Annotated in this window: 13 protein-coding genes; all 13 read right to left on the bottom strand. The window is 68.8% G+C overall.

Annotated features, from left to right (window positions below):
• Positions 1-56: 56 nt before the first annotated feature.
• The 13 genes from ACFYRU_RS22170 to ACFYRU_RS22230 all read right to left on the bottom strand — a co-directional run bounded on the left by ACFYRU_RS22170 (position 57) and on the right by ACFYRU_RS22230 (position 15,896).
• Positions 57-1,676 (bottom strand): FAD-dependent oxidoreductase, encoded by a 1,620-nt coding sequence (locus tag ACFYRU_RS22170; RefSeq protein WP_387661883.1) that lies wholly within the window; start codon positions 1,674-1,676, stop codon positions 57-59.
• 22 nt (positions 1,677-1,698) lie between these two features.
• Entirely contained in the window at positions 1,699-2,133 is a 435-nt protein-coding gene (gene trxC / locus ACFYRU_RS22175) for a thioredoxin TrxC (protein ID WP_387661885.1), read from the bottom strand.
• Entirely contained in the window at positions 2,130-4,757 is a 2,628-nt protein-coding gene (gene clpB / locus ACFYRU_RS22180) for an ATP-dependent chaperone ClpB (protein WP_387661886.1), read from the bottom strand. The genes trxC and clpB overlap by 4 nt, the downstream gene beginning before the upstream one ends.
• On the bottom strand, positions 4,748-5,056 hold the full coding sequence (locus ACFYRU_RS22185; protein WP_387661888.1) for a chaperone modulator CbpM: 309 nt from the start codon (positions 5,054-5,056) through the stop codon (positions 4,748-4,750). The genes clpB and ACFYRU_RS22185 overlap by 10 nt, the downstream gene beginning before the upstream one ends.
• Positions 5,053-6,009, bottom strand: a complete 957-nt coding sequence (locus tag ACFYRU_RS22190; protein WP_387661890.1) for a DnaJ C-terminal domain-containing protein — start codon at positions 6,007-6,009, stop codon at positions 5,053-5,055. The genes ACFYRU_RS22185 and ACFYRU_RS22190 overlap by 4 nt, the downstream gene beginning before the upstream one ends.
• Complete coding sequence (locus ACFYRU_RS22195) at positions 6,009-6,503, bottom strand: nucleotide exchange factor GrpE (protein ID WP_387661892.1); 495 nt, start codon at positions 6,501-6,503, stop codon at positions 6,009-6,011. Before ACFYRU_RS22195 ends, ACFYRU_RS22190 begins: the two co-directional genes overlap by 1 nt.
• A gap of 5 nt (positions 6,504-6,508) precedes the next feature.
• Positions 6,509-8,383 (bottom strand): molecular chaperone DnaK, encoded by a 1,875-nt coding sequence (gene dnaK / locus ACFYRU_RS22200; protein ID WP_387661894.1) that lies wholly within the window; start codon positions 8,381-8,383, stop codon positions 6,509-6,511.
• A gap of 120 nt (positions 8,384-8,503) precedes the next feature.
• Positions 8,504-8,995, bottom strand: a complete 492-nt coding sequence (locus tag ACFYRU_RS22205; protein WP_387661896.1) for a general stress protein — start codon at positions 8,993-8,995, stop codon at positions 8,504-8,506.
• Positions 8,996-9,014: 19 nt separating this feature from the next.
• Positions 9,015-9,467, bottom strand: a complete 453-nt coding sequence (locus tag ACFYRU_RS22210) for a Dps family protein (protein ID WP_387661898.1) — start codon at positions 9,465-9,467, stop codon at positions 9,015-9,017.
• Positions 9,468-9,577: 110 nt separating this feature from the next.
• On the bottom strand, positions 9,578-12,382 hold the full coding sequence (locus tag ACFYRU_RS22215) for an ATP-binding protein (RefSeq protein WP_387661900.1): 2,805 nt from the start codon (positions 12,380-12,382) through the stop codon (positions 9,578-9,580).
• Positions 12,382-13,716 carry an AAA family ATPase gene (locus tag ACFYRU_RS22220; RefSeq protein WP_387661902.1) on the bottom strand — a complete coding sequence of 445 codons (1,335 nt, stop codon included), beginning with the start codon at positions 13,714-13,716 and terminating at the stop codon, positions 12,382-12,384. Before ACFYRU_RS22220 ends, ACFYRU_RS22215 begins: the two co-directional genes overlap by 1 nt.
• A gap of 102 nt (positions 13,717-13,818) precedes the next feature.
• On the bottom strand, positions 13,819-15,234 hold the full coding sequence (locus ACFYRU_RS22225; protein WP_387661904.1) for an RAD55 family ATPase: 1,416 nt from the start codon (positions 15,232-15,234) through the stop codon (positions 13,819-13,821).
• Positions 15,231-15,896 carry a response regulator gene (locus ACFYRU_RS22230; protein WP_387661906.1) on the bottom strand — a complete coding sequence of 222 codons (666 nt, stop codon included), beginning with the start codon at positions 15,894-15,896 and terminating at the stop codon, positions 15,231-15,233. The genes ACFYRU_RS22225 and ACFYRU_RS22230 overlap by 4 nt, the downstream gene beginning before the upstream one ends.
• Between the last annotated feature and the right edge of the window lie 76 nt (positions 15,897-15,972).

Here is a 15,972-nt window from a genome sequence, read left to right on the forward strand (position 1 = left end):
TCGTCCATCCGTTCGGGTCACCTGCAGTTCCGCGCTCTTGCTGCCTCACGGCGGGTTCAGGTGTGGGCCAGGTGGAGGTGTTCGTGAACCATGCGGATCGCAAAGGCGCCGTCGCCGACAGCGGCGGCCACTCGCTTCACCGACCCACTGCGGACGTCGCCGACGGCGAAGACTCCCTTCCTGCTGGTCTCGAGCAGCTGCCGCTCGCCGGGAATCTGGCTGCCCGTGAGGACGAACCCCCGATCGTCCAGGTCGATTCGACCACGCAGCCAGCCGACGTGCGGGATGCCGCCGATGAACACGAACAAAGCTTTCGCCGGTACTGCGCGGCGCTCGCCCGTCTTCAGGTCCTCGACCACGACTTCCTCCAGCGCGCGTTCACCATGGACCTCGCGGAGTTCGCTGTGTACCAGGACCTGGATCCGCTCGGTCCGCTCGATCCGGTCAGCCAGGTAGCGGGACATGTCCCGGCCAAGTTCGTTGCTCCGGACAACAAGCAGCACCTCGGCCGCGTGCTGGGCCAGGAACACCGCGGCCTGCCCGGCGGAGTTGCCGCCCCCGACGACGACCACCGGGTCGTTCCGGCACAGGTTCGCCTCCAGTTCGGTCGCCGCGTAATAGACGCTCGCCGACGTGACGCCGTTCATTCCGGGCAGGTCGAGTTGCCGGTAGCGGATGCCGGAGGCGATCAGCACCGCTCGACCGCTGATGCGTGTTTCGTTCTCCAGCAGTACGACGTGGTGCCCGTCCCGCTCTTCCAGTGCGAGGGCAGTGGCAGGCACCGTGATCTCGGCGCCGAAGCGGTTGGCCTGGATCTCGGCGCGGTCGGCCAGCTCGGCGCCGCTGATGCCCGCCGGAAAGCCCAGATAGTTCTCGATCCTCGACGACGTGCCCGCCTGGCCGCCGGTGGCCACGGCATCCAGGACCACAGTCGCCAAGCCTTCCGACGCGCCGTACACCGCCGCAGCGAGACCAGCCGGTCCAGCGCCGACCACGATCAGGTCGCACACCGACTGCACCGGCGCCGCAGGGCGGAGCCCCACCGCAGCTGCCAAGCGTGCGTTGTCAGGGTTCCGCAGCACCTCGCCCCGCCAGATCACCACGGGCGTCTCGTCCCGCTCGATGCCGAGTTCGCGCAGCAGGCGTTCGGCCTCCGTGTCGGTCTCCAGGTCGATCCACTGATGCGGCAGGCGGTTGCGCGCCGCGAACTCACGCAACCGGCGCGTGTCCGCCGAGAACCGTGACCCGATGATCGCGAAGCCGGCGCCGAGCGTGAGCTGCAGCGACCGGCGGACCAGAAACGCTCGCAGAATCAGGTCGGCCAACCGTGCGTCGCGCTGTGTCAGGTCTGTCAGCCGGTCGAGCGGCACGGCCAGCACCTCGCCCGGCTCCGGCGCCATCGCGGTGAGGAACAACGGCCGGCCGGACAGCATGCCGATCTCGCCGAGGAAGCGGCGTGGGCCGTGAACGGCGATCACCCGCTCCTCGTCGGCCACATCCTGCACGCTGGCCACGGTGCCGTCGAGTACGACGATGAACTCGTCCGGCGACTCCCCCGCCTGCTGCAACACCTCGCCCGTACTGGTCGTACGGCGCTCGCCGAGCGAGTTCAGCTCGGCCAGCTGGGATTCGTCCAACCGGGGATAGGCGCCGTACAGATCGGGCGTTTCCTTCATCGGGACCGCTCGGGCACGCTGCTCACGGGGCCGGCTCCTTGGCCAGTGCGCCTTCCAGCCATGGCCGCAGGGCCGACGCCTGGGCGGCGCCGATCTGCGTGGCGACAACCTGGCCATGCCGGAACACCATCAGGGTCGGTATGGATCTCACGTCGAAGCGCTGGGACAGCCCCGGAGCCTGGTCGGCGTTGATCTTGACCAGCTTGAGCTGTCCAGCCTTCTCGGTGGCGAGCTGCTCGAGTACGGGACTGACCATGCGGCAGGGTCCGCACCACGGAGCCCAGACATCGACCAGGACGGGCAGTTCCGACTGCTCCACGACCTCGGCGAAATCGTTGTCGCCGGCGTCGACGATCCACGGCAGTGGCTGCTGGCAATTACCACACCGGGGCGTGCCTTCCGCCGCGCCAGGCACCCGGTTGCGGCGCTGACAATTCGGGCACGTCACGACGTTCATGCCGCCACCTCCACCGGGTTCTCGCGCGTGACGGTGATGTCGCCGTCCTCGACGGTCACCCGGATCACCGCTCCGTCCAGCACGTCACCGCTGAGGAGTGCGCGACCGATGCGCGTCTCCACCTCGCGGGCGATGAACCGCCGCAACGGGCGGGCGCCGTAGACCGGGTCGAAGCCCTGAGCGGCGATGTGCCGAGCCGCCTCCGGTTCCACCTCCAGCGTCATCCGGCGATCCGCCAGCCGGGCGCGCAGGTCGTCGAACATCAGGTCGACGATGCGCTCGATCTCGGACATGGTCAGCGGCTTGAACAGCACGATCTCGTCGACGCGGTTGAGGAACTCCGGCCGGAACTGGCGCCGCAGCTCCTCCATCACGGCGTCCCGGGCATCCTCCTTGACCTGCCCGTCAGCCGTCACGCCGTCCAGCAAGTACGCCGAGCCGATGTTCGAGGTCATGATGATCACGGTGTTGCGCATGTCGACCGTCCGCCCCTGCGCATCGGTCAGCCGGCCGTCGTCGAGGATCTGCAGCAGTGTGTTGAAGACATCGGGGTGTGCCTTCTCGATCTCGTCGAACAGCACCACCGAGTACGGTTTGCGCCGGACAGCCTCGGTCAGCTGGCCACCCTCCTCGTACCCGACGTACCCGGGCGGGGCTCCCACCAGCCGGCTCACCGTGTGCCGCTCCTGATATTCGCTCATGTCGATCCGGACGATGTTCTCCTCGGTGTCGAACAACGCCGCCGCGAGCGTCTTCGCGAGCTCGGTCTTTCCGACCCCGGTCGGTCCCAGGAAGATGAACGAGCCGATCGGCCGGCGCGGATCCTTGATCCCCGAACGGGCCCGGACGATCGCATCCGCCACCAACTGGACCGCCTCGTCCTGACCGACGAGGCGCTCGTGCAGCACCTCGTCCAGCCGCAGCAGCTTCTCCCGTTCGCCCTCCTGCAGCCGGCTGACCGGGATGCCGGTCCAGCGCGACACGATCGAGGCGATCTCTTCCTCGGTCACGACCTCTCGCAGCAGCCGGTGACTGTGCTGCTTGCCGGCCAGTCGTTCCTCCTCGGCCGCGAGCTGGCGTTCGAGTTCCGGCAGCCGGCCGTGCCGCAGTTCGGCGGCCCGGTTCAGGTCGTAGTCGCGTTCGGCCTGCTCGGCCTCCTGCCGGACCTGCTCCATCTCCCGCCGAAGGGTCTGCACCTTGCGCAGTGCCTGCCGCTCCGCCTCCCACTGCGCCTGCATGGCGTCAGCCTCGGCCCGCAGATCGGCCAGCTCCTTGCGCAACTCGTCCAGTCGCTGCCTGCTGGCAGCGTCTTCTTCCTTGGCCAGCGCGGCCTCTTCGATCTCCAGCCGGCGGACCCGCCGGGTCAGCTCGTCCAGCTCGGCCGGCATCGAGTCGATCTCGGTCCGCAGCATCGCGCACGCCTCGTCGACCAGGTCGATCGCCTTGTCCGGCAAGAACCGGTCGGAGATGTACCGATGGCTCAGTACGACGGCCGCCACCATCGCCGCGTCCTGGATCTTCACGCCGTGGAAGACCTCGAGCCGCTCACGCAGACCACGCAGGATCGAGATCGCGTCCTCGACCGTCGGCTCGTCCACGATCACCGGCTGGAACCGGCGCTCCAGCGCCGCATCCTTCTCGACGTGCATCCGGTACTCGTCCAGCGTGGTCGCGCCGATCATGTGCAGCTCACCGCGGGCCAGCATCGGCTTCAGCATGTTGCCCGCGTCCATCGCCCCCTCGGTCGCCCCCGCGCCGACCACTGTGTGCAACTCGTCGACGAACAACAGGATCCGGCCCTCGGCCGCCTTGACCTCGTTGAGCACGGCCTTGAACCGTTCCTCGAACTCGCCGCGATACTTCGCCCCGGCAACCAGCGACGCCAGGTCCAGCGCGAACACCGTCCGGTCCCGCAGCCCCTCCGGTACGTCGCCGTTGGCGATCCGTTGCGCGAGCCCCTCGACGATCGCCGTCTTGCCGACACCCGGGTCGCCGATCAGCACCGGGTTGTTCTTGGTCTTGCGGGACAGGATCTGCACGACCCGGCGGATCTCGTTGTCGCGGCCGATGACCGGATCCAGCCGGCCCTGCGACGCGTCCTTGACCAGGTCCCGGCCGTATTTTTCCAGCGCCTCGTACGACGCTTCCGGCATCGCCGAGGTGACCCGCTGGTTTCCCCGGACGGCAGTCAGCGCCGACAGGAAGCCGTCGCGCGTCAACCCCTGCTCGGCGAGCAGTCGTCCGGAGGTGCTCTGCCGCCCCTCGTCCAGCAAAGCGACGACCAGATGCTCGATCGAGACGTACTCGTCCTTGAGCCGCTTGGCCTCCCGGTCCGCGGCGTCGAGAAGCCGGGACAACCGCTGGGTGACCAGCACCTGTCCGGGCTCCGCGCCCGGACCGCTGACCTTGGGACGCCGGTTCAGCTCCTGTTCCAATCGGTCCCGCAGCCCGTCGGGATCCGCACCGGCCTGCGCCAGCAGTCTCGGGGCCAGGCCGTCCGGTTGCTCCAGCAGCGCAAGCAGCAGGTGCTCGCCGTCGATCTGACTGTGCCCGAACCGCAGGGCCTTGGTCTGAGCGTCGTGCAGAGCCTCCTGCGACTTCTGCGTCAGCCGGTTCATATCCATGTTCTGGCTCCTGTCCGGGCGAAACGCCGGCGCTCCGCCTCCAGTACGGTGATCCGGTCCAGCAGATCCATCACCAGCCCCAGCGCCGCGTAGTTCAAGGCGAACCCGGCGCGCAGCCGCTGGATCCGGGCCACCCGGCCCAGCTGCAGCGGGCTGAACCACAACTCACCGCCGCGGTCGGTCGTGGCCTCGAGCAGTCCGAGGGCGACGAACCGCCTGAGCAGGTCCGGATGTATCCCTGACAGCCGGCCGAAGTCCTCCAGTGCGAACCTGCTGGGTCTGGTCAACTGCCGGCTCATGACCGCCTCCTCGGGTCGAACTTCGACGTACCGGCCAGCTCCTCGAACAGGCGCTTCTCCTCACGGCTGAGCTCGCCGGGCACCATCAGCTTGACCTCGGCGTACAGGTCGCCCGGCGTCCCGCGCGGGTTCGGCAGACCGCGCCCCTTGAGTCGCAGTCTGCGTCCGGTCGAGCTGCCCTTCGGCACCTTCACCGTCGCGTCGCCGCCGGGCGTCTCGACTGTCACCGACGCCCCGAGTGCACCTTCCCAAGCGGCGAGCGGCAGATCGACGACGAGATCACGACCCGACAGCCGGTAACGCGGATGATCCGCGATCCGGACGACCAGGTACAGGTCGCCCGCGGGCGCGCCGGCCGTGCCCTGGCCGCCCTGCCCGGCGAGCCGGATCCGCTGGCCGTTCGTCACACCGGCCGGGATCTTGACGTCGATCGCCCGCTCCGCGCCGGTCGGACCGCGCACGGTCAGCTTCCGGTTCCCACCCCGGTAGGCCTCCTCGACCGACAGCTCCAGCTCCACTTCCTGGTCGGAACCCGGGATCCGGCCCCAGCCGCGCCCAGCTCGCCCACCGAACATCCCGCCGAGCAGATCCTCCAGATCGATGCCCTCGGCATCGAAATCCCCCGCTCCGGTCTGCCGGCTGCCTTCCCAGGCCCGTCCGCCGGGCCCGGCCCGGCCACCGGCGCCGGCGCGGGAACGGGCGTACGTGTCGGGGTCGACGTCCGGAGGGACGCGCCGGAAGTCTGCGCCGAAGGCGTCGTACCGCTTCCGCTGCTGCGGATCGGACAGTACGTCGTAGGCCTCCGAGATCTGCTTGAACCGTTCCTCCGCGCCGGGGTCCTTGTTGACGTCCGGGTGGTACTGGCGAGCCAGCCGGCGGTAGGCGCTCTGGATCTCGTCGGCGCTCGCGCTGCGGGAGACCCCGAGGATCTCGTAGAAATCCCCGGCAGGCATCAGCTCTCCCCCGCGGAGACTATGACGGCAGCCGGACGAAGCACCCGGGTCCCGTCGCCGTACCGGGGCCTGATGACATGCACGATCGTCCCGGCCGGTACCTCAGGGTCCGGCGTGGTGCCGACCGCCTCGTGCAGGCCCGGGTCAAAGGATTTGTCGCGGTCGTCGAACCGGGGGTAACCGAGTCCGGCGAGTACTGCGAGCGCCTGGTCCCGCACGGCCTGGACACCCTTGACGATCGCGTCGTCTCCGGCGTCGGCGTGCTCCAGCGCCAGCTCCAGGTTGTCGACGATCGGCAGCCAACTGGCAGCGACCCTGGCTCGTTCGGCCTCCCGCTCCTGGCCGGCCTCCCGGGCGACCCGCTTGCGGAAGTTGTCCAGCTCGGCAGCCGTGCGCCGCCACCTGTCCTCCATCTCGGCGGCTTTCTCGCGGGCTTCCTCCAGGTCTGGCCCGTCCGGCTGCGCCGTACCGGTGCCGGTCTCTTGGTCAGCCATCCCCATCAACTCGTCGTGAACTCGGCGTCGATGACGTCGTCATCACCGCCGTCCGCGGGCGGCGTACCGGTGGAGCCCTGCGGCGGCGGATTCAAGTTCAGCGCCTGCGCGACCTGCTGCAACTCCCCGGTCAGCGAACGCAGCCGATCCAGCGGCGTTTCCTGGTCCTTGAGGGCCTCGCGGGCGTCGCCGACCAGCATGCCGGCCCGGGCGCGGTCGTGCTCAGCCACCGCGTCGCCGCGTTCGGCGAGCACCTTCTCCACCTGATAGGCGGCCGAGTCCAGCGCGTTCCGCGCATCGACCAGCTCACGCAACCGGCTGTCGTCGCTGCGGTGCGCTTCGGCATCCGCGACCATCCGTTCGACCTCGGACTGGTCCAGGTTCGAGGTCTCGCTGATCGTGACCTTCTGCTCCGCGCCGGTGTCCTTGTCCTTGGCCGACACATGGAGGATGCCGTTGGCGTCGATGTCGAAGGTGACCTCGATCTGCGGTACGCCGCGCGGCGCCGGGCGGATGTTCTCCAGCCGGAAGCGGGCCAGCACCCGGTTGTCCGCCGCCAGCTCCCGCTCGCCCTGCAGGACGACCACGTCCACCGCGGTCTGGTTGTCCTCGGCGGTGGTGAAGATCTCGGACCGGCGGGCCGGGATGGTGGTGTTGCGCTCGATGACCTTCGTCATCACGCCCCCAATGGTCTCCAGCCCCAGCGACAGCGGCGTGACGTCGAGCAGCAGCACGTCCTTGACCTCGCCCTTGATGATCGCGGCCTGGACCGCAGCGCCGATGGCGACCACCTCGTCCGGGTTCACGGTCATGTTGGGGTCCTTGCCGCCGGTCATCCGGCGGACCAGCGCCTGCACCGCCGGGATCCGGGTCGAGCCGCCGACCAGGATCACCTCGTCGATGTCGTTGGCGGTCATCTTGGCGTCGGCCATCGCCTGCTCCACCGGGCCGAGGCACCGATCGATCAGGTCAGCGGTCAACTGCTCGAAGGTGGATCGCATCAGTGTGGTGTTGAGATGCTGCGGACCCTGCGCGTTCGCGGTGATGAACGGCAGACTGATCGTCGTCTGGGTGACCGACGAGAGCTCGACCTTCGCCTTCTCGGCGGCCTCGAAGAGCCGCTGCAGCGCCTGCGGATCGCTGCGCAGGTCGATCCCGACCTCGCGGTGGAAGTCGTCGGCCAGCTTGTCGACGATCCGCCGGTCGAAGTCGTCGCCGCCGAGATGCGAGTCACCGGCTGTGGCCCGGACCTCGACCACCCCGTCGCCGACCGTGAGCACGCTGACGTCGAACGTGCCGCCGCCGAGATCGAAAACCAGAACCGTCTCGTTCTCCAGCTTGTCCATGCCGTACGCGAGCGCCGCCGCAGTCGGCTCGTTGATGATCCGCAGTACCTCCAGGCCGGCGATCCGGCCGGCGTCCTTGGTCGCCTGACGTTGGGCGTCGTTGAAGTACGCGGGCACCGTGATGACGGCTTCGGTGACCTTCTCCCCCAGGAACTTGCCGGCGTCCTCGACCAGTTTGCGCAGCACCAGCGCGGAGATTTCCTCGGGCGCGTGCAGCAGGCCCCGGATCTCGAACCTGACGGCTCCGTCCGGCCCGGCGACCACGTCGTACGAGACCGCGGACAGCTCGGAGGAGACCTCCTCGAACCTCCGGCCGATGAACCGTTTGGCCGAGGTGATCGTGCCCTTGGGGTTGAGTACGGACTGACGGCGTGCCAGTTGGCCGACCAGCCGCTCACCGGAGTCCGTGAACGCCACCACCGACGGCGTGGTTCTGGCTCCCTCGGCGTTCGGGACGACCGTTGGCTGGCCGCCCTCCATCGCCGCGATCACTGAGTTGGTCGTGCCCAGGTCGATGCCGACGGCCTTCGCCATGGTCTTCCCTCCTGTGTACTCCGGGTGTACTCCGGGCCTTCGTCTGGCTTGTCACGGATACACCCCCAACCTGCTCCGGTCAGGATGGGTGCACATCCCTGGAACATGTGGTTCCGGGAATCAGGCGGTCGTCGCGCCACGGGTGGGCATGCGCGCCAGCATTTCGGCGGCCCTGGCCGCGTGCTCGGACGTGCAGTACACCTCGTACCGGGTCGCCACGGTCATCCCGGAGGCGGAGAAATCGCGCTCACCGAAAGTCAACAGGTGCGCGATGAATCCGAAGATCGCCCCGAAGATCGCTCCGTAGAGCAAGCCCCAGAGCAGAATCACCACGACGGCGGTGCCGGAGTCCGCGAACAGCGACAGCAGCAGGCCGATCAGCACGCCGAACCAGGCGCCGGTTCCGGCACCGGCCAGCGCGGCCTTCCATTTCGTCATCCGGCCGAGCACCCGCTCGACCTGTTTCAGGTCGGAGCCGACGATCGTGATGTTCTCGACCGGGAAGCCGTTGTCCGACAGGTAGTCCACCGCGCGCTGGGCCTCGGCGTAGCTGGTGAACGAAGCGACGGTCCGGCCGCGGATGAGGGCGGTTGTCTGCTCGGTCGTGGTCATGGGGAGTCCTTCCACAGTTCTACGGGTGCTGACTCGGTTGTTCGGCGGCAAACATCCACTCGTGCTTCTGCAGGCCGCCGGTGATACCGATGACCAGGTCCTGACTGACGAGGTCGACAGCGCCGAGCTTCTCGATCCGGCTCTGGTTGTTCTCGGTGACCTTGCTCAGCCGTTCGACGATGAGCGGTGCCACCGTCGTACTGCCGACGAAACCACTGGGGAAGCCGGCGAACGGGGTTTTCGCCGCGACCGTCGCGACCCGCGCATCAGCGGCGATGCCGATCGTCGTCAGGCGCTCGGCGACGTCGTCGGACCAGAGCCTGACGTCGTCGGCAAGTTCGTCGAGTTGCGTGTGGAGTTGCCTGAACCACATGCCGCTGACGTTCCAGTGCGCCTGCTTCGCGGTGAGTGCGAGATCCACCAGCTCGATCAGCAGCGGGGTCAGTTCTCGTTCGGCAAGCTGCCGCTCCATAGCACTGCTCCTGCCTAGAGGGATCACCTCATCGTGGCGAGCACCTCGAGTGCCGGCATCCCGCGACCGCGTAGTACGTGAGCCCCCGCGCACATCGAGCGATCAAGCGATCAAGCGTCCGCGGCCAGGACGATGCGGGTCAGTTCGACCCGGGACCGGACGTCGAGTTTCCGGAAGGAGTGCCGCAGGTGCGACTCCACCGTGTACGGGGACAGGCCGAGCTCGTCGGCGATGGCCCGATTGGTGAGTCCGGTGGCAGCAAGTCGCGCGACCCGCAGCTCCGCGGCCGTCATGCTCGCCCAGCCGAAGGCCGGCCGTCCGGTTCCCGGATTCGGGACATCGGCCAGTCGCTCTCGGACGCGCTGAGCGAGTACGACGGCGCCGGCCCCGTCGTACTCGGCAAGTGCCGACTCGAACTCTTCGACGGCCTGGGTACGCCGACCCCGCTGAAGGAGACCCCGTGCCGCATCCTCGGCGGCACGTGCTCGGGCCAAAGGGCGGGGACTCGCTTCGAACGCGGCCGCAGCCGCTACCAGGCGGTCGACGTCGTCGCCGAGTAGGCCACCGGCCTGCATGGCCGCGGCGCCGAAGGAGATCACCTCGCGGTTGATACGGCCGAGGGACTCCGTCGCCTCGGCGGCCGTGCCGGCCCACTCGGCATCGTCGGCTCGCATCGCCAGTCCTACCAGGAACGGTCCCGCCATGGGATCGAACGCGAGCCCCTGCCAACCGTTCGGCAGCTGATCACAAGCCGGGGCAAGATCTGCCAGCACGCGCGAAGGGTCCGCACCGGCCGCCTCGTCGAGCACTGCCGTCGCCCAGGCCAACCGCTGGGCACCGACGCTCCTCGGCTCGGACACCATACTGACCCCATGGTGCAGCCGGCGGCGGCCCGGCCCGAACTCACCGCGATAGGCGTGGGCCTCCGCGAGTACGGCGCACAACTCGGGCACCTGCGTCGACAATCCCAGCTCCTCGGCCCGGATGAGGCCTTCATTGCCTTCAGCAACGGCTTCGTCCAGCCGTCCCCGGTGCAGGTGCAGCATGGCGCGGCAGGTGTACCCGGCTACGTCCAGGTACGCGGTGCCGGGCTCGCCCACCCATCGGCTCCCGGCATCGAACGCGGCCTGTGCCTCCTCGAAGCGATCGAGCGCCATCAGCGTGCGCCCCCGCGTCCAACTGGCCTCAGGACGCTGCGCCTCCGCCGGATCGGCGGCCAGCAGCTGAACGGCTCGATCGACCAGTTCGAGCGATCTCGTCAAGCGGCCGCGCACCCGCTCGGCCGCGCCCATCGTGAGCAACGCCCGGCCGGCGCGAACCGGCGTCCTGCCGACGGTGATCGCCTGTTCGCCCGCCCGCAGCGCCGCGGCGGCGTCGCCGGCTACCAGATGCGCGTTCGACGCTGCGGCGAACAGCAGGGCTCGCGTCGAGTCGTCGACGCCCTGGAGGCCGAGCGCGGTCGTTGCGTGGTGCAACGCAGAGGCCGAGTACCCGGCGATGCCGAGCGAGTCGGCCAGTTGGCAGCGAAGACTCGCCTCGACACCGACCGGTAGGTCGGCGCGCAAGGCGTCCTCGACGAGGGTTTGGGCCTCCGCGCTCCGCCCTGCGCGGAGGAGCAGCCTTGTCGCCTCCATGACGCGCTGTGGACGGTCGGCGTCGACGGTCGGCATCAGGTCGACAGCCCGCAGCCGCAGGTCTCCGGCGGTGCCAGGAGCATCGGCCGCAACTTCGTCGGAGGCACGAATCAGCAAGGCGACGAAGTGGGCGTCTCCACGCTCCGCACCGGTGATCGCATGGGCTGCCGCCTCGGAGATCGAGCCGCCGGTGGCGAGCACAGCGTCAGCAGCCTCCCGGTGCAGACTCTTCCGCGCATCCGGCGGGAGCGCACCATAGGCCGCCTCGCGGACGAGTGCGTGCTGGAAACTCAGCTGCGCGCCCTCCTCCACCAGCAGACCCACCCCGAGCGCCTCGTGGATCGACGGCAACAACTCGGCGACCGTGCGACGCAAAACCAGTGCGACAGGGGGTACGTCGAAGGTCCGGCCGAAGATCGAGGCGACGCTCAGTAGTTGCTGGGTCAGCGGACCCACGGGCGTGAGCCATTCGCGGAGCCGCTGCTCCCGGGAGGGCAGAAGCCGGGCGAATGCCGCGTCGATGATCAGCTCGTCGTCCTCGGCGAGTGTCGAGAGGAGATCCACGACCATGGAGGGATTGCCGGCGCACTTGTCCAGCAGTTCCAGCAGAGTGGTATCCGGAGCGGCACCCAGTAGATCACCGGCCACCCCCGCGACGGCCGCCGGCGGCAGGGGCGCCAGCTGGAGCTGGACCGCACCGGTTGCGACCATGTCCGAGACCAACGAGTCCAGCGCCGGCATCGACGGCCAGGGGCGCCGACTCAGAAGCCACAGGATCGGGCTGGTCGCCAGACGTTCGGCCAGGGCCCTGAGAGCGACCACTGTGAGTGAGTCCGACCACTGCAGGTCGTCCAGCGCGATCAGGACGGGGTGCCGGACGGCGGCTCCTCTGAGCGCACTCTCGAGCTGGTCGATGAGCCAGTGGGGGCCGTACTCCAGCACCTCCGCGGGATCGAACTTCGCCTGGCCGATGATCGGTGGACTACTGCCGCGCATCGCCTCGAGCAGCGGCGCCAGTGGCGAGGCCCGACGCAGCTCGTCGGCGACTCCGGGCGCTACAGCGACCCCGAGGCGCCGCGCCTGCGTCGCGGCCTCCAGCACCAGCCGGCTCTTTCCGAGGCCCGCCGTACCGTCGACGATGACGGCACCTCCCTGGCCGGCCGCCGCCGCCATGACGGATTCACTGAGGCGGCCGAGCTCCGCCTCCCGGCCGTGCAAGGGTCGGTGCGACACGCCGGACATCGGCGTACTGCGGACGTCGAACCGCGCAAGCCGTCCCATCACATCAGCGCGCCGGCGGTGACGTCGGCGGCGACGCGTTGATCACCTTCGCAGTGGACGAGCGCGCGCGTCAGCTCCACGCGGCTTCGGATGCCGAGCTTGCGGTACACCTTGCGGAGGTGAAAGGACACGGTGTGCGGCGAGAGGAAGACGCGCTCCGCCACCTCGCGATTGGTCAGCCCGTGGGCCACCAGCTCGGCCACCGTCCGCTCGGTGCCGGTCAGCGCGTCCCACGCCTCGGCACCGCGCCGGTCGGTTCCGGGAATCGCAGGCAGTGCGGTAGAAGGCGGCCGTTTCGCTACCTGACCACGCAGTGCGAGCCGTACAGCCGCCGGAACGCCATTGGCCACCGATTGCCGGACCAGATCGTGGTGGAAGCCCCACACATCTGGCCCGGCGACCGTGAGCAGGTCCGCCGCGACGATCTCCTCGAGCGGCGGCCGCACCTGCTCGTCCGGCCACCCGAGGAGCTCAGTCAGGTCGTCCACGCTGAACACCTGATCCAACGCCGCGGCGACGCCGAGGAGGTGGCGAGCCTCGGAACTGAGCCGCACGAGCCATCCATCGACGACTTCCCGCACCTGCCCCGGTGGCTGCTCGGACAGCAACTGCGCGCGGCCGCCGGCGATGGCGACGCCGCCCTCGTCCCGCAGTCCGTCCAGGAGCGCTCTGACAAGTTGCGGATTCCCCGCCGCGCCGCGAGCCATGGCCAGCAGGTCGTTGTCCGGCCGCGCCCTCAGTACGTCCGCGATGAGGTCGGCGACGGCGTCGTCCGCAAGGGGTCCGAGGGCGAGCCGAGCCGCTCCCTGGCGCTCCCACTCGCCGAACAACCACTCCGTCGAGGGTTGCCGCGTCCCCATCCGGCGTACCAGCACCCATCCGACGGGGTAGTCCGTCCCCAGCCACGTGGGCATCTCCCGCAGCGCCGTGACGGTCGTCGCGTCGGCCCACTGAACATCGTCCAAGGTGATGAAGACCGGGCCGCGAGCGGCCAGTTTCCGGGTGTGAACTGCCAGCTTCTCGAGGCACGCGGCGCTGTGCACCTGGGTCGCGGATGCCTGGGCGGACGGACCGTCCGGTGGTGTCAGGTCCAGTCCGGAGAACACGGCCGCCAGCGGCAGCTCGTCGGCGTGAGCGCTCACGAGGCTGAACCCGTTCTGTGTTGCCCGCTCCTCGGCCGCGGCGAGAAGCCGGGTCTTCCCGATACCGGGCGCACCGTCCACCAGCAGGATCGCTCTGTGGCCGGTCTCCACGGAGTCGAGCAGGCCGGCAACCGCCCTGAGTTCCCCCGACCGTCCGCGAAGCCGACCGTCCGCGGGCCTGTGCGTATCCATGGGAGCCTGTCCCTCTCGCTGGTCGAGTGCGTCGCGGTACACCTCGACACTCCCTCGGGTGGCTACGACCCGCCAGACCTGTCGAGGAAGTGCCGAAGGCAACTACACCTGCGGAGTACCCTGCCCAGCCCCAAAGTCATTCATCGACTGCGCCGGGACGAGCATGATCCCGTCGTCGGTGATCTGAAACTCGCGCACCCCGGACCGGTGATTGGCCGCCCGGGTCTTCAGCACCGTCAGCGTGCGCGACATCAATCCGGTGAGGCCTCTGTACTGCAGCAGTACGACGTTGTCGGCCATGTGCGACGCAGCCACGTCCGAGAGTTTCGACACGCCGAACAGCTCAGGAAGCTCATACGTCATCATCAGGCTCGTGCCCTGACGCGACGACCTGTGCAACAGAGAATACAGGTACTCCCGGAAGCGCATCTCGTCCGGTGCCGCGGCCTGCAGGTCCGCGAGGCTGTCCAGGAGCACCCTGCTCGCGCCGGTCGTCTCGATCATGTCGAGCAGCTCGTACACCCACTGATCCACGTTCAGGTCGACGGGGCTGCGGTACATCACCTTCAGGTGGTCGGACTTCACAGACCAGCCGAACTGCGACGCCGTCCGCTCCAGCTGCGACGGGTCCTCCTGCATCGTCGCGATGATCGCGGCGTCGCCCTGGCCGACGGCATAGGACACGAAGTGCAGTCCCATCAACGTCTTCCCGATACCGGTGGGCCCCGCCAGCAGGGTCGAGGACCCCGACCAGTAGCCGTTCTCGAGCATGTCGTCGAGCGCGTGGATACCGGACGGAACCCGCTCACCGCGCAGGTCGTAGTCCCTCGCATCAGCCGGGTCCGCGAGCCGGGGATAGACCGTGAGGCCATCCTCCGACAGACGGTAGGAGTGTGTCCCCGCCAGGAAGCCGCCGCCGCGGAGCTTGTGGACCTGGAGAGCCCGGGACGTGCGTTCGGCGGCATGCACGCTCTTCAGCGCGATGATCGCATCGGCCACCGCGAACTCGGGAGAGCGCTGGATCTCGTCCTCCAGGTACTCACCTACCCACATCGAGGTCGCCGGGTAGGCGCTCAGCATGCCCGCCAGATCGTGGAGGAACGCGCGGAAGGCACCACTGCGACCGGCGTAGGGATGCATCGCCTTGAAACTGTCGATCACGATCATCGCGGGCTGCTTGACCAGGATCAGGTCGCGCACGCGCTTGAGAACGCCCGGCAGGCCGTGGTCGCGAAGCGTCCCGCCGAGGTCCTCGTACCACACGCTGCGCCCGACCGCGGCCGGATCGAAGAACGACAGCATCTGGCCGTACCGCAGGATCTTCTCCAGCGGCTCGGAGACCGTGGACAAGTACAGGGCCGGCCGTTCCGGGGTGGCGTTCGCGAACACCCATTGCTGCGCGAAGATCGTCTTGCCGTCCCCCGGGGCGCCCATCACCACGATGATCGCGTTGCGGGGCAGTCCGCCGCCGAGCACGACGTCGAGCGGATCCGATCCAGACGTCGTCCGGTCGTTCATGGGCTCCGTTCCAGGGCGGCGCCGGACCGCAGGTAGGCGCTTTGCCCCAGCAGATCCCGGACGACCGACACCAGTCTCAGCGGTTCCAGCGGTTTGCTCAGGAAGACGGCCGCGCCTGCCTCGAGCGCCTCGTCCCGCAGGTCGAGCGTCGAGATCGCCAGCACGGGGAGATCGAATTGCTGTTTCAATTGGCCACAGAGCCGCAGGCCCTGCGCCTCCGAGATCAGCAGATCGATCAGTACGAGATCCGGAACCTCCCGGACGGCTTCGGCCAGGGCCTGCTCGACCGTGGAGACAACCGTGACGCCGTACCCTTCCGTCCGCAGGAAGTAGTCGGAGAAGTCGGCCGCGAACGGATCCTGCTCGGCCAGCATGACGAGCAGCCCGTCCCCGTCCGGGATCCTTGCCTGCTCCAGCGGTACGCCGCTGGCGATGCGGCCCTCCAGCACGCGGTAGGCGTCACTGGCCGCCATTCCGTCCGACAATCGGTCGCGGACGAAGCGCAGTTGCTCGACCTGCAACCGCGAGTACAGGCGTTGGCCGCCCGGACTCCGCTCGGGCACCACGACGCCGTAGCGGTCCTCCCACGTACGTAGCGTCGCCGCCGGAACGCTGAGCATCCGCACGAGCGCGCCGATACTGTAGACAGGCGAATCAGGCATTGGCCGAACGCATCTCCCAGAGGTGTCGACGACACGCGTTCTACCGGCGGAAACCGCCGCTCAGGCTCCTGATCGC

Source organism: Kribbella sp. NPDC004536 (assembly GCF_042873835.1).
Lineage (GTDB): Bacteria > Actinomycetota > Actinomycetes > Propionibacteriales > Kribbellaceae > Kribbella.